Here is a 13,547-nt window from a genome sequence, read left to right on the forward strand (position 1 = left end):
ATGCAACGCTGGGCTTGAAGGCTGTTGTCCAGGCTGATGGTCATGGCCGACACGCAGGCCACGCCTTCGAGTGACTCGCCGTCTATCGAGATGGTGCCGACGTTGTTGTTCGACAGGAACGGCGTGGTGGTGGGAGCGTTCGGCGACACCACAATCGGCGTGTCGCTGTCGGCGTAATCCAGGCACGCCATATTGAAGGTGGCGGTCACCTTGCCGTCGGAGGGAATGTCGAGGGCGAAGGTGGATACATGAGCGCCCTTGAACACGCTGTACACGCCGACATCGCTGTAGCCCTTGGCGATGCTGAAGGTGTTGCGCGTATCGCCCACAGACAGCACGTTGCCAGTCCAGGCGCCGTAGAAAGCGGCCTCAAGCAGCTGATCGAAGGAGCCGAACGAGAATTCAGCAGTCAGGTCGCCGCCGATGTCGGTGCTGGTGGCCACCGAGCCCTGGCTGATACGGGAATCAGTGATCTCGTCACTGACTGCGGTGTTGACGGTTGGGGTCAGTGCGTTGCCGGTAAGGCGCAGCGTGTCCCAGGCGCCGGTGGGGGTAACGCCTGGCGTCACCTCCTTGATGATGTGACTTACAACTTTTGCGCCGCTAGACATGGTTTCCACCTTTGTTTGGGCATAAAAAAACCCGCTCAATGGCGGGTGGCTTGGTGTTGCCTGGCTCAGCCGGCGCGGAACCGGATGTTCACGTTGATCTGGTAGAAGCCTTCGAACTCACCGGCGACCACTTGGCTGGCTTCCATGCATTCAAGATCGCCGGACATCCAGTAGGCGAAGTGCGCTTCGAGTGCGTCGGCCAGTTCCGTTATGGCCTTGGTGCCGGTGCGCTCCCTCGCGAAGCATTGGATGCTGATCTGCCCGGGCTTTCGAGTGTATGGCTGGTCAGCCATGCCAGCCATGAAGGCTGAGGCATACTGAATATTCAGGCGGCACCACAGGCCAGTATCTGGCGGGGTGAACACTGCAGGCTGGTTTGGGTAATCAATCCGCGCCTGGTCAATACCGGTGAAGGACGCCATGCGCGCGGTGATGAGCGCCCTGATCTGCTCGTAGGTCATTCTCGATACGCCTCGCTTACGCCTATGAAAGAAAGGCCATATACGCCTGCCGGCGCCTGCCGACTAAAGCCTTCCTCTGTAACCTTTTGAGTTGGTCCGTTATAGCCGCCATTCTCCAGCCGCTCCGCATAGGGAAGATTGGTCTGTATGTAGACAACTGTGTATGGCTCCAGGCCGGAAAGCGCCGCACTTCCCTTATCGAGGGTGTCGGTACCATTCCTGTCGGTATGTGTCGTTACGGTATAGACCGGGCTTCCGACGCTCACGATGTGGCTGCCCCTGAACCTACCGCTATCGACTGGTGACTTGCTGATGACTTCGCCAAGCAATGCCATCGCTATAACTCGCACACGTCGAGCAACATCCTGATCGATCTGGTCGGCGAATGCCGTAGGTGGGATGCTCCAGCCCTGGGCCATCAGACTTTCCTCAGCTGGATCTCGTAATGGGCGCCGGCCGGGTCGGTCTGGACGTTGACCACGTCAAACCCATTGATCTTGTGGCCGATGTCCGGGATGTCGCCGATCGTTTCGTTGGTCAGCGCGATCAGCAGCTGATCAGTGGCGCGGATATTCACGCCATCCACCTGCGCCATCTTGAAGGCATCAAACACGCCACGCCCGGTGTAGGCAATGACAACGGGCGCCCCTGCTGCCTCGGTGACCGGGTCCCACGTGCCTGGCAGTGTCACGCCGCCAGAGAATGGCTGCACGGCATCGGCCAGGTCGGTATCGAAGGCCTCGGCCAGATCGGTCTGGATGTCTTCGCGCAGGCCCATGGGTCACCCCCGATCTACGCGGAACGAGAACGGGCTCGACCGCAAAGGGGAAAGCAGCGCCAACGCGAACTGCACATCACCGGGCTGCGCAATGATCTTGCTACTGTCCAGCGTGGCAAACGTCTTGCTGGTGCTGACAGATCCGGCCTTGACCGTCTTGGCCTCAAGCGAACCTTCGGTCTGCCGCTGGTAGAGCTTGCCCTCAGAGGCGACCCTGGCCAGTTCGGCGCCGGCCTGCTTCACCTCATCCGGGATGGCGTCCATATCGACGCCGACCAGATTGAGCGAGGTCAGATAGGCATTCGCCTGCAACACTGCGCGGGCTTTCTTGTCCTCGGTAGTCCATGTAGGCCCTAGGATGGCGTCAACGTCCGCCACAGTGATGTAGGTAGCCATCTGGCCTCCGCTTGAATGAGTGGGGCCGAAGCCCCGGGTGTTACTTGGCGAGTTCGTCGACCTGCTTTTGCAGCGACTCTTTCGAGGCGTTGGCACGATAGGTGACATTGGCTGCGTCCAGCTTGGCCTTCAGGTCAGCGATTTCCTTAGCCTCGGCGCTCGCCTTATCGGCATGGGCCAGCAGATCATCGATCTGCTTTTGCAGGACATTCACCGTCTCGACCCCGCCGTCACGCTCGTTGCGCAGACTCTGCACGCCAGCATTGACCGCCTCGAACACCTGGAACAGGCGATCAGCAACAGCTCCAAGCTCACCTTCGGGGCGCGCCAGCGCTTGATCAGCAAATGACTCGACGACCAGGCCGACAGATTCAAGCTCGGAGCGGAGGGCGTCGATATCGATGCTGGAATTGTCACCAGAGGTCAGCGGAACCTTAGGTGCCTCTTTGATCGTCACCGCCGGGACAGCCTCGGCAGCTCCGTCACGGCTCGCAGTCACGCTTGCGTCGATGATGCGTAGGCCTGCTTGCTTGGCCAGGGCCTTAACGTCTTCCTGGTACTGGTGAAACGGGCCAGGCAGATACCAAATCTTATTGCTCATGTCGCATCCTCACCGAGCCGAGCACTTGGCTCGACTCGGCATCAGGGGTTACTTGGAGGCATCACCGATCAATGCAACACCAGCGGTGTGCTTGATGCTGGTGGCGGTTTTGTCCCAGTTGGTACCGGTCGCCAGTTCTGCGTCGGTTGGAGACTTGCCGCCGGCGGTGGTGTCCCAGGTGTAACCCTTCAGGCCCAGGCCGAAGGTGTAGTCAACCTGGATAGTGGTTTCGATGCGCTCCTTACCGTTCGAGGTTTGCACGTTGCTGACCATATCGCGGCCGTCATGCACCAGAGCAGCACCCTGCACCAGGGACAGGATGATTTCCTTGTTCGGCGCTGGATCTACGCCTGCCTGCATCAGCGCCGGGGCATCGGTAACCACCGAGACCTTGCCGAGGATGTCGATCACGCGCACGTTGCCAGCCTGGAACAGCTGCTGTTGGTTTTGCAGGGCTTGGCCGATCAGCTTGTGATAGGTGGTGCCCTGCATGACTTGGGTTACCAGGTTCTGGCTGGCATCGCCGAACTTGGCGTGGGTGTTGTTCAGCGCGGCTTGGCTGATACCCAGAGTGTCCGACACATCGTTCACGGCTGCGGACTGAGCAGTGATCGCGGCCACCAGAGCAGCGATAGCTGTGTTCAGTTGATCCTTCAGCAGGATTTCAGCAAACGCACGGCTTGCAACCTCTACCCCTTGAGCGGTTGGACGCTCCAGCCAGGTCATTTGCGAAGGCTCGTAACGAACCGGGCCAAACCCGCCTGCCACCTTCACGGACGAGTTCTTCAGCTCGGCCAGGTCGGTGATCGGCGCGATGCCGTTGGTTGCATAGCGGTCAACGCGGCGCTGGGCGGCTGCCAGAGTCTGGAAGAACGACTCTTGCAGGAAGTCGCCAGTGAAGCCGTCCGGGGAGAGGACGATGGCGCCGCGACTGGCGGCGTTGAACGCCTCCAGGTACTGGTCCAGCGTCTCGATGGTGGCCTTCATGATGTAATCGTTGAAGACCTGCATTTGGGTCAGGGACATAGTGTGAATCCTTAATTGAGAGGGAGATCAGGGAACTGGCTGGCGATTGCCGCCGTGCGTTCCGTTTTGGTGCCGCCGATGTTTCCTTTCGCGGCCCCGCCGCCCTTTCCAGCACCGCCGGCCCCGCCGCCAGATGCTTTGCTACCCGCAATCAGTGGACCGAATGCGGGGTCGTTCATGAATTCAGATTTCAGCTCATCCAGCGTGGTCGCGGAGAGCTTGCCGGCCTGGTCCAGCACTACTACGGCGGGTTTCCCGTCGCGTTGCTCGACGCTCAGGCGGCGTTCGATATGGGGGAGCAATGCCTTGGCGCTGCCGGGGATGGCCAGCGTGGTTGCGATGTCAGTGGCGGTCCGGCCGACAGTCAGATCCCGGATCTGACCACCCAGTGTGCCGCGCTCCTGCTCCAGCAGACCGTTCAGCTCGGCTTCACGGCGGTTGTACTTCTCAGACCAGGACTTTTCGAGCTCTTCGACGTTGCCTGACTTACGGGCCGACTCTTCACGCTCCAGGCGGGCCGCGTCTTCGGCCTCCTTGCGAGCCTTGTCAGCCGCCTTCTTCTCGTCCAGCAGTTCCTGAACTTTGGACTTAAGGCCGGAAACGTCTTCAGGCTGAGGAAGGCCTTCAATACCAAGAACGAACTTGCCGTCCTTCTCGACGTACAGGGCCTGAACGGACTCATCGACGCCTTCAAGGCTGTCCAATTGGAATTTCAAGGTCATTGCTGTCTCCCAGAGACTTGGTGCAGGCCCTGCCTGCGGACATAAAAAAGCCCCACCGAATGGCAGGGCTGTTCAATCTTTCTGCTTGTTACATGCCTGCGCGCTCAAAGGCCTGCGGCTCAAGGGCTCTCAACTGCTGTAGCGTGAGGGTCTTGCCGTTGTCGTCAATGAACTTGTCCAAGGTCAGCTCACCCTTGCTGAACAGAGCGTAGCGATTCGGCCCGAGCACCTCACGCTGGAAGGCGGCAGGCTGACGGGCAAGCCACTCCTGATAGCTGGTCTTGCTCGAAACCAGCTCAACACCATCGGAGCCGATTGATGGCCGAGTTGAACCAGTAATCTCGCGAGCAAACTCATCTTTCAGCACGGGCAACGAGCTTGACCTGCAGCCCCAGTGGCCTGGTGGTTTAGGGTCATCCCATCCGTACATCCGCTGATCCCTGTCTTGACACATTGGGGTCGTATGACTGTCCAGTGTAGATATCCAGCGCCAGCCCTTGAGGATGTCGTCGTTGGCCTTCAGCGTCTCCATGCGCGCCGTACTGGCGATGTGGTTGGTCATGGTGCGCACCAGGGCTCCCGCCTGATCCTGCTGCAACTGGTGAATGCTGGTCAGGCGTCGGCTGATCTGTTGGCTGGTTTCGCCCAGCGATGACCCGATCTGGATCTCGCCTATGATCTCGGCCGCCTTCTTGGTGCCGAACTGGTCCAAGGCGCCGCTGATACTGATGCGCTGAATGCCCTTTCGAGCCTCCAACTCCAGTGGATCGGCCATCGCCGCAGCAGAAACCATTTCAGCCGACGGCACGTTGAGCTGCACGACGGCGCGCACCACCCTTCCCAGCATGGTTGCGTTGAACTGGGCCTCGTATGAACCAAAATCGCTCAGATCAAGTTGCGCCTGACCCTTCAGGTCATCGTAGATACCACGCAGATCGCCTTGGAGCGTTTCTATCTGCGAGGTGTAGCGCTTGGTCCCGTAGGCGCTCAGCCCATCCGAAACTCGCTGCTTGGCTGTTTTGATTGCCCTGCTGAGAAATACGGCCACTCGCTTGAGGTTTCCGCCTGCATACCGCTGGACGTAAATCTGGTGACGTGTAGCAGCATCCTCAAGAAAGCCTTCATTGCTCATCGTTTCCGCCTACCGGTGGCGCGCTGGCCAGTTCTTGGTCGATCTTCTCGTCGGTGCGATCAGCTTCAAGCACGCCGCCCTGACGCAGGTTCACCCGAACATCGGACTTCGCAATGAAGCCCTGCTGCCACAATTGCACCTGGGCCATGATGTCCTGAGCGGTCATGGTCTCGTCGAAGAACGCCTGGTTTAGCCAGAACACAGTGCCTGCTTCGTCCGGCTCGCCGATCATGAAGCGCTCGGCGTCAAGGATGGCTCTCTTCAGGGCCTCAGATACGTTGCCAGCAATAGTGCCAAGCACGCTGTTGTCCGAGCTATATCGGATGCGAACAGCCTCTGCCGTCTCGGCGCCGCCGCCCTGCTGGACGATACGAGCACCGATCATGAGCATCTGCTCTTCTTTGTCCTTCATCAGCGTGCGGGCGAGCTGACTTTCTTCAGCCTGTACCAAATCTGCGGATCCTGTCTTCCCGAGCAAATGCCCGCGTCGCGATCCAATTTGCATACCGTTTGGGTTTGCCTTAATGAACTCATCAGCACTGATATCGGAGGTGATGAACAGCGTTGGCTGGCTACTGATAAAACCACTCTCTTCCACCGTGGCGCTGTTGCCGTAGTGCAGGATGTTCACATCAGCCAGGTCCTCAAGGGGCGACTTGTCGATGCTGGCGTCGTTGTTCTGGGCGCCGTAGAAGCTAAACGGGATGTGGTCGAACGCATTGCCGGCCTTATCCGTTGGTATGGCTTCCTCATAGTCATCAGTACCTTTCTTGTAGACTCGCTGGACGTATTTACCATCAATCAGCAGCAGGACGCGGTTCTGGTTGTAGGTTTCACGCGAAAGCTCGGCAGGGTTGAACTCGGTTACACACTCTTGCAGGTTCACGTACACCAGACGCTTAACGCCGTCGATCACCTGCTCTTCCCAATCAATGATAGCCAAGGCGTCGTAGAAGTGGATGAGTGCGCGCCTGGTAGCCAGGTCTGCCATCGAAGAAACGCCACTCTCGGCGGCAACCCTGGGGAAATCGACCAGAAATCCACCACGCCCCGTGTCCAGGCACTCTCCTACGGATTCTTTCGAGAGCTGCTCAAGGCTTGTGCCGTCGCCGCTGGCGTTCTCCTTCAAGTATTCGACCGCCGTCGGTAGCGACAACTCAGCAGTCTTTCGGAACACCGCCCCCATTAGGCCGGTGCGCGTGCGCCCGGTAACGTTGAGGAACATTGCCCGCTTCTTGTACTGCTTGTACCGAGCCTGATTCTCAGGTGATTTGTTCTCAGGGTCGGGCATCGGCAGGTATTCGTCGTGCTTGCGAACCTCTCGCGCACCAGCAACGCAACGCTTCACCAACTGCCAGCCAGCCAGGGCTTGTGCGTACTCTGCCCGGGGAATGCTGTAATTCGCCATATTGGCCTCAGAAAGTGAAGGTGACAGGGATGTGGGTCATCGGTTTGATGATCGGGTAATCGTGGTGGATGAAGTAGCCGCCGGCGTCGTTCGCATGGTCTACACCCGCGGTCTTGTCTGGCTCACCGTTGGGGGCCCACACCTGCTGCTCAAGGCCGTCGGCGTATGTCGGGCATGTGAACGGATTCACCAGATACCGGCGCTCGCCCTGGGCATTGCAGAACATGGCGTTCATTGCGTTGATGCGGTCCTTTACAGGCGGGTTTGCCGCCGGCGCTATCACCGTGAAACCGGCCTGCCGAAGAATGGCAATGTCCGTCTCGCTGGCATTCACCGACTTGCGTGAACCGCCCGAGGCATCCGGGTAGATCCTGATTTCGCAGGTCTTCTCGTAATCCTTGCTGTCGTACCGCCAGTAGCGCTCCTTGATGCGCCTGATCATGTCCGGTGTGTCGTAGCCGTCTACCAGCTCATCAGCCGCCCTGGGTAACCCGTCGCGCTTTACGTGCGTGATCGCTGCCATCTTGCCGACGTTGAAGTCCATGCCGATGAACAGTGGCTCGCCAGGCTGCACAGTGTCGAAGCACTGATTGTGCTTGCGGTCGTACGAGTGATAAATCGAACCGGACGTCAGGTTGACGAACTGACCATTGAGGTAGGCCAGGATCAACTGCGGCGGGTAAGACTCCATCAGCGACTGGATGTAGTCAGGTGGCAGGTTCAGTTCATTGTCGAACGTGCTGGCCTGCACCAGGCCGTACATATCACCCAGCGAAGGCTTGTCGCGCACCTGTTTCAGGAACTGCTGGTAGACGAACTTGTAACCCTCAGGGGTCGTCGTTACGTCCACCCCGTTGCGCAACCCTGGGGCGTTGTAGCGCATCCGGGCAATGATCTTGCGCCATGCCTGCTGCGCCTTAACCAAACTCATTACGTCGAGCTCATCGACCAGCGCGTGACCGATCTTGAAGCCGACGATTGTCTGCGGCTTCTCCATGGATCGACATATCACGGTGCCGCGGTACTGCCGGCCACTGTAGACGTGGACTTCATGGTTCGACTGATTGATCTCAGTGCGAAGCCCCCAGTCATGCGCCACCTCTTCCATTGTCGGGTAGAAGATGTCGCGGATCTGGGCGTATGTAGGAGCGAAGTAGCCGGCGTTGATGCGCGGCCACTCCCAGAAGTGTTTCCCGAGCGCCGAGCAGCCTACCCAGGTCTTGCCAGAGCCAAAACCAGCCACGAATGCGCGAAACTTGTGAGGCAGTGCCAGGAACTGGGCTTGAGGTACGTTAAGGCTCGGCATTGGGGCGTCTCGCGTCAGTCACCACCACTTCGATGCGCTGAGGCAATGGCCCGTCGTCTTCAGGGTCGAGCTTCTTGATCATGTCGGCGCGCTTGGACTCAAGGTCACCAATACGGCCCAGCAGGCGGTTGATGATGTCCTCGTAGCCCTGGCGTCGACGCTGGGTTGTCATTGATGGACGGCCTGGCTCTTTCGCAGGCTCACTCTCTTCAACAGGATCGGTCGCCTGGGTGTGGATGCTCTCCATATCCAGAACAAGCCCGTCACCCGCTTCAGCCTTGGCTTGGGCCATCAGCGCGCGACGCAACTGGAGCTTGGCGATCTTGATGTCGTCGTCGAGCGTCCCGATGCCGATGTCATCCCAGAGGCCATGCTCATCAGCAGTCAGAGTGTCCGAATAGATCCCGTGCTTGCGGGCGTGCTGATTGCCTTTGTTGGCCTTGGTGGCAGCCCCGCCGTGTAGCTTGCAGCGAGAGGAACCCGGAACAGCGTGTCGCTTGCATGGTTCCCCGTTGCTGCGCTTCTTTGCGCCGCATAGGGCCATGGCTAAGCCTCATTCATGGGGTGTTTCGCGAATGAATGGTCATTCAACGTCGTTCGAACGTCATTCAATGGTCGTTTGATGTATCCAGCAGCACATCAATCAGCTTCTGCTCACCCAAGCGCATAGCGCCCAGGCATTGCAGATCGTCGCACTTGGGGCCGAGGCCGAACACGGTCACCTCTCCCTTCGCGCCGATCAGGGTCAAGGCGCCTACGGTGCATTCGGGATGCTCGCCAGCGTCGAGGTCATCGGCAATCTTGCGCAGGGTCTTGGCTGCGTCGCGCCAGTCTTCACGCTTGAACTGCAGTACCTTTACGCTCATGCCCTACTCCTATCTCGCGCCACGATTTGGCGCATTCGAAAACGTGGCGCGGATTACTGCTTGGGCTGGTCGATGCTTTCAGGTGCCTTCGGGCAACCCATGCACTGCTCACAGTTGAGCGTCTTGCACAGCCAGGCCTTCACCGTCTGCCAGTAGGTGACCATGAAGATATGGCGGGCGCCGGCCATAGCCAGGGCGACATGCAGCGTCAGGCCAGCAGTGGTCGGGCCGAAGAAGATGTTCTGGCTGCGCACCGACACGACGAAACCGGTGATGGCGATCGTGGTGTAGATCAGCTTCCCGAGGATGCCGTCTCTCACCTTCCCGCTCAGTACGCACCAGGTAGCCCAGGCCGCGATCAGGCCGCAGGCGATGGAGTTGATCAGTTCAAGATTCATGGTGGATTGCCTCCCCCGAACCGCTGGCGAATGAGCGCCCAGAGGTCAGCGGCTTTGATGGCTCGGTTGATTGCTGCCAGGAGAGAGCCGCCGAACGTGCCCAGCAAGAAGCCAATCCCGGCGACGATCTTGGGCTCAGTGACATTCAGGTAGGCGCTGACCATGCTCGTCAGGTACAGCGAGCAGGCCACCCCGGTGACCAAGAACACCATCCAGGCGCGCCAGTCGGACAAATCATCCTTGTGCCACCAGCTCGCAACAACGGCCCCAATCAGGCCCGCAATCAACAATTCGAACCTGTCGATCTTGTCGAGCAGGCGCTGTAGATACTCCATGCGCTCGACTCCGTGGGGCATGTTTGGGAATTGAATCGGCTCACACAGCACTCCCAGCTCGGAGCAATGGGTGTGGTGGAGCCGAAAACTAGAAGGCCCCGATCAATGTCGAGGCCCTGAATAGGTGCGCGGTCTTTCCCGCAGTCAGCCGAAGACGATCCCAGCGTCGACGCCCTAATGCATCGATCTCGCCTTTCCTGTCTCGCGCCACCCTGTAAGCACAGTTAGGTCAGGGTGCGCGGGCTGCCGGTGTTTTTCCGTAGCGCTGCACTACCGGCTTATCAGCGTCCAGGCCTTCCGTGAGGCTGCCCTGGCTACAGGTGTTACTGGCTGGTGAGAGTGGGATCGAACCACTGACCGATCGGTTAACAGCCGATTGCACTACCACTGTGCTACCCACCAATTTGGTGCCGCCACGAGGATTCGAACCCCGGGCCATTCGCTTACAAGGCGACTGCTCTACCACTGGAGCTATGGCGGCGAATTTGAGGCAATAAAAAACCCGGCGCGGTGGCCGGGTTTGTTTGTCTCTTGCATCACCTACATGCGCAAGTACGACAGGATGGGTGGATAATGGCTCATTGGATCAGTGCACGTCAAGCTACTTCTGATATCACAAGGCCTTCTTGCTCAAGAATGTGCTGAGCCTCCACCAGGGCCCGGTCTACGCCGCTCTCCAGTGTCTTGCGAATATCCCGTCTCCACCTCTCTTGGGTCTTGATCGGGTGCGGCTCGTTCGACCAGTTGTCCATCTCGTACCAGCCAGCCGGAAGGACGTTGGTGGAGCGTTTTCCGTCAACGCCAGGCAGCCGAGGCAAGGCCCAAGTCACCACTGCGCAGTGCAGGAACCGTTCCGGCGCCGGTGAGCGCGTCACTCGGGTCAGTTCGGCAATCGCCGCGTGCTTTCGCTCAGTGTGCGTGGAGAACTTCGCCACCAGAGCGCGCCAGTGCTCGGCCGACAGCGCCTTATGCAGCCGCCCGAACACCCAGCAGTCAGTCAGGAATGCAGCCTCCTTGCCGACAATCTCCCCCTTCTGCTTGGCGCACTGCACCTTTGGCTCAAAGTCGCAGCCGCCTGCGGAATTAATCGTCTCGGCCGCAAGGGCGCGAACTACTGCTGAAACAACGTTGCGATAGGTCATGCGGCTTCCCCTTTTTTCAGCTCTCTGGTCTTTGCCCGGTATTCGGCGGTCATCGCCTTTAGCTCTTCCACGGTGTATTTCTTGGCCTCATGAGGGCCTTCTAGCCATGCCACCTTTTCCTCGCCAATTCTCTGCAGGAGCGAGATTCGGTAATTGATGAGGTTTCCCGAGAGGTGGTTATTGCACGGGGCGCACTGTTTCCAGGCGTTGAGCGGTTCAAACCTCAGCTCTGGGTTCGCTCCTACAGTGCGGTAATGGCCTGCGTGATACTGACCTTCATGGTGGCGGCCGCAGCTGATGCATGGCTGACCAGCATCACGCGCCCGTATCCATGCATTGAATGCCTGCTGCGTGTCTTTGAGGTGGTCCGCCCTACTCTTCAGCTTCTCCTTGCGGACCTTGATGTCCTTGCGCTCGATGTCGGCCAGGGCCTTGCGGGCCTTCGGTGCGTGCCTTGGCCCGTCGATCAGCGCGCAGGCTGGACTGCACACCGCCTGCCCCATACGCGAAGGGATGAATGAGGCTCTACACGCATCGACGCGGCATTTCTTCGGCTTGGCCGGCTTACGTTCGATGGTCATACAGCCTCCTTGGCTGTCTGCTGCTCCGGGGTGAAATCGCCGCGCAGGGGCATTAGATGGCCGGAGGGAATGAGACCATCCTTGACAGGGCGCCTTTCTGCAGATGTTCCGAATCGAGCGGTGAGACCGTTACCAGAAACACGCCAAGCAGCCACATCTGAACTACCAAAAGATCCGCTTGCGAGCAGCACATCGGTGTTGGCGGCATGAAAGGAGATAAGGTCGACACAGCAACCAACACACGGACCTTTGACTATCAGCGCCAAGTCGCCCGGTTTGAAGTTATGGCTCATCAGTACCTACCTCCCCAGTTGTCCTTCTGCGTCCACCGCACCTGGTGCTCGGCGCCGAAAGCAAAAACCCATTCGATCAACTCGCTGCACTGCTTCACGGTGAGCTTGCTGGTGCGTTCGTAGATGACGTCGAAGCCGTTACCGTCTACCGCCGGTATCATCTGCGGCTGGTCGCCCGACTCGCGCAGCCAGGCGGCCGTCAGAAGGCGCTTCCAGATCAGGACGTCCCACTTCTTTCCGGCGTGCTCGACTTGGGCGGCGATATCGGCCAGTGCGGCATGCAGGGCCTTGTTTTGCTCACCGCTGCGGTCCACTTCGGTGATGGCCAGCTTCTTTGGCTTGGCCAAGTCAAGGCCAGCGATGTAGCCCATGGCCTTGTTGCGGTCTGATTCGTTGCGGATCTGGAGGCTGGTCATGGCTGCACCTCACACGCAGGCCAGATACCGCGAGCCTCACGAGTCGCAGCCGCATGATCCAGCTCGCCATCCAGCAGGATCATTGGGAATGGCGGGTAGCCTGGAACCACGATTGTCCAGTTTCGCTTCATGACTGTTCTCCCTTGCCTATGGCGGCCAGCTTCCGGCGGATGCGCGCCGTCGGACCTTCAGGGCTTGGCCCAATGAACTCTTCGGGAGTTGGCGGCACTGGCTCGCCGGCGAGAATTTTCAACCGGCGAATCTCGGCGCACAGCTCATGGTGAGACCGAACCAGTTCCAGCGTTCCCTGCCCATGGCAGAAGCTCAACAAGCGATAGGATTCGGAATCCTTGCGCAACGCGTCGGCCTCTTCGCGGCGGCGCTCAGCCAATACGGCAAACTCTTCCCCGTATTTCCGCAGTTCCTCCACCTCAGCCTTCAGCTCAGCATTCCCCCGCTCGTAAGCTTCGTAGCCGGTCTTGAGGCCGGCGTTTTCAGCGCGGAGTTGGTCGCGCTCGGTGACAACTTCGACAAGCTCAACTACCCGGCTCCACCCCTGCACGCCTTCAAGCTCAGTCAGCGGCACATACTGTTCTACGGTTCGCTCAAGGAGCTTGGTCAGCCGATCGCTCTCGGCGATCATGGCCAGGACTGAGAAAGGGTTGGCGGCGGCAATGAACTTGGTGTTCTCAGGCTGAGCGCAATCAGCGACTGATCGCCACGTCTCAACGTAGGTAGTCCCCTCCTCCACGCGGGCCGGGCACACATAGGAGCCGTCATAGCTCCAAGGGCCTGGCGTTGCAGCCTCGGCCAGTCGCTTAAGTTCGGTGTAGTCAGTCATGGAAAGTGTCCTCAGGCTCAAAATCGGCAAGGTGGGCAAGGAATTCTTCTTGTTCCTTGACTTGCTTTTTCAGCAGCGCCGCGTGGGAGGCTTTCCAAGCCCACCATGCGAAATGGAGGGTGCTGGTGCTGTAGGTGTCGTCACGTCGGCTCAGGTACACCGCCAGCACGGGCTCTTTAGCTTCCAAAGCAACAGCGGTCTCAAACTCTTCACGCATCTTGTCGGTCATGTCCG

At 59.2% G+C, this 13,547-nt stretch carries 21 protein-coding genes and 2 tRNA genes; all 23 read right to left on the reverse strand.

Annotated features, from left to right (window positions below; translation table 11 throughout):
- The coding region (locus tag GIW04_RS19065) for a phage tail tube protein (RefSeq protein ID WP_236479127.1) at positions 1-611 on the reverse strand (611 nt) is incomplete at its 3' end.
- A 65-nt stretch (positions 612-676) separates the two neighbouring features.
- Positions 677-1,072, reverse strand: a complete 396-nt coding sequence (locus GIW04_RS19070; RefSeq protein ID WP_120249052.1) for a phage tail terminator-like protein — start codon at positions 1,070-1,072, stop codon at positions 677-679.
- Positions 1,069-1,491: an HK97 gp10 family phage protein gene (locus tag GIW04_RS19075; protein WP_120249051.1), complete on the reverse strand. Its 423-nt coding sequence runs from the start codon at positions 1,489-1,491 to the stop codon at positions 1,069-1,071. The genes GIW04_RS19070 and GIW04_RS19075 overlap by 4 nt, the downstream gene beginning before the upstream one ends.
- Positions 1,491-1,850, reverse strand: coding sequence for a hypothetical protein (locus GIW04_RS19080; protein WP_120249050.1), 360 nt, complete (start codon positions 1,848-1,850; stop codon positions 1,491-1,493). Before GIW04_RS19080 ends, GIW04_RS19075 begins: the two co-directional genes overlap by 1 nt.
- Positions 1,851-1,853: 3 nt before the next feature.
- The gene (locus tag GIW04_RS19085) at positions 1,854-2,246 is read right to left on the reverse strand and encodes a protein singed (protein ID WP_120249049.1); all 393 of its coding nucleotides are present in this window, start codon (positions 2,244-2,246) and stop codon (positions 1,854-1,856) included.
- 40 nt (positions 2,247-2,286) lie between these two features.
- Positions 2,287-2,847: a hypothetical protein gene (locus tag GIW04_RS19090; protein WP_120249048.1), complete on the reverse strand. Its 561-nt coding sequence runs from the start codon at positions 2,845-2,847 to the stop codon at positions 2,287-2,289.
- Positions 2,848-2,895: 48 nt separating this feature from the next.
- Positions 2,896-3,873: a major capsid protein gene (locus GIW04_RS19095; protein WP_120249047.1), complete on the reverse strand. Its 978-nt coding sequence runs from the start codon at positions 3,871-3,873 to the stop codon at positions 2,896-2,898.
- 11 nt (positions 3,874-3,884) lie between these two features.
- Positions 3,885-4,595, reverse strand: a complete 711-nt coding sequence (locus GIW04_RS19100; RefSeq protein ID WP_120249046.1) for a hypothetical protein — start codon at positions 4,593-4,595, stop codon at positions 3,885-3,887.
- Positions 4,596-4,683: 88 nt separating this feature from the next.
- Complete coding sequence (locus GIW04_RS19105; RefSeq protein ID WP_120249045.1) at positions 4,684-5,727, reverse strand: minor capsid protein; 1,044 nt, start codon at positions 5,725-5,727, stop codon at positions 4,684-4,686.
- Entirely contained in the window at positions 5,717-7,135 is a 1,419-nt protein-coding gene (locus tag GIW04_RS19110; protein ID WP_120249044.1) for a DUF4055 domain-containing protein, read from the reverse strand. Before GIW04_RS19110 ends, GIW04_RS19105 begins: the two co-directional genes overlap by 11 nt.
- Before the next feature lie 7 nt (positions 7,136-7,142).
- A complete protein-coding gene (locus GIW04_RS19115; RefSeq protein ID WP_120249043.1) occupies positions 7,143-8,441 on the reverse strand; it encodes a terminase large subunit domain-containing protein in 1,299 nt (432 codons plus the stop codon).
- Entirely contained in the window at positions 8,428-8,985 is a 558-nt protein-coding gene (locus GIW04_RS19120) for an HGGxSTG domain-containing protein (RefSeq protein WP_120249042.1), read from the reverse strand. Before GIW04_RS19120 ends, GIW04_RS19115 begins: the two co-directional genes overlap by 14 nt.
- Positions 8,986-9,049: 64 nt before the next feature.
- Positions 9,050-9,307, reverse strand: coding sequence for a hypothetical protein (locus GIW04_RS19125; RefSeq protein WP_120249041.1), 258 nt, complete (start codon positions 9,305-9,307; stop codon positions 9,050-9,052).
- A 53-nt stretch (positions 9,308-9,360) separates the two neighbouring features.
- Positions 9,361-9,705 (reverse strand): hypothetical protein, encoded by a 345-nt coding sequence (locus GIW04_RS19130; protein WP_120249040.1) that lies wholly within the window; start codon positions 9,703-9,705, stop codon positions 9,361-9,363.
- Complete coding sequence (locus GIW04_RS19135) at positions 9,702-10,040, reverse strand: hypothetical protein (protein ID WP_003175039.1); 339 nt, start codon at positions 10,038-10,040, stop codon at positions 9,702-9,704. Before GIW04_RS19135 ends, GIW04_RS19130 begins: the two co-directional genes overlap by 4 nt.
- Before the next feature lie 327 nt (positions 10,041-10,367).
- Positions 10,368-10,442, reverse strand: a tRNA-Asn gene (locus tag GIW04_RS19140).
- A 3-nt stretch (positions 10,443-10,445) separates the two neighbouring features.
- Positions 10,446-10,521: transfer RNA gene (locus tag GIW04_RS19145), tRNA-Thr, on the reverse strand.
- Between the two features lie 115 nt (positions 10,522-10,636).
- Positions 10,637-11,182, reverse strand: a complete 546-nt coding sequence (locus GIW04_RS19150) for a hypothetical protein (protein ID WP_120249039.1) — start codon at positions 11,180-11,182, stop codon at positions 10,637-10,639.
- Positions 11,179-11,763, reverse strand: coding sequence for a recombination protein NinG (locus GIW04_RS19155; RefSeq protein WP_120249038.1), 585 nt, complete (start codon positions 11,761-11,763; stop codon positions 11,179-11,181). Before GIW04_RS19155 ends, GIW04_RS19150 begins: the two co-directional genes overlap by 4 nt.
- Positions 11,760-12,056, reverse strand: coding sequence for a hypothetical protein (locus tag GIW04_RS19160; RefSeq protein WP_120249037.1), 297 nt, complete (start codon positions 12,054-12,056; stop codon positions 11,760-11,762). Before GIW04_RS19160 ends, GIW04_RS19155 begins: the two co-directional genes overlap by 4 nt.
- On the reverse strand, positions 12,056-12,472 hold the full coding sequence (locus GIW04_RS19165) for a recombination protein NinB (protein ID WP_120249036.1): 417 nt from the start codon (positions 12,470-12,472) through the stop codon (positions 12,056-12,058). The genes GIW04_RS19160 and GIW04_RS19165 overlap by 1 nt, the downstream gene beginning before the upstream one ends.
- Before the next feature lie 127 nt (positions 12,473-12,599).
- Positions 12,600-13,313 carry a hypothetical protein gene (locus GIW04_RS19170; protein ID WP_120249035.1) on the reverse strand — a complete coding sequence of 238 codons (714 nt, stop codon included), beginning with the start codon at positions 13,311-13,313 and terminating at the stop codon, positions 12,600-12,602.
- Positions 13,306-13,547, reverse strand: a 242-nt coding sequence (locus GIW04_RS19175) for a hypothetical protein (RefSeq protein WP_236479128.1), incomplete at its 5' end; no start/stop codon positions are given. The genes GIW04_RS19175 and GIW04_RS19170, both read right to left, overlap by 8 nt.

The sequence above is a fragment of the Pseudomonas sp. PA-4-8C genome (assembly GCF_021606625.1).
Lineage (GTDB): Bacteria > Pseudomonadota > Gammaproteobacteria > Pseudomonadales > Pseudomonadaceae > Aquipseudomonas > Aquipseudomonas lactis.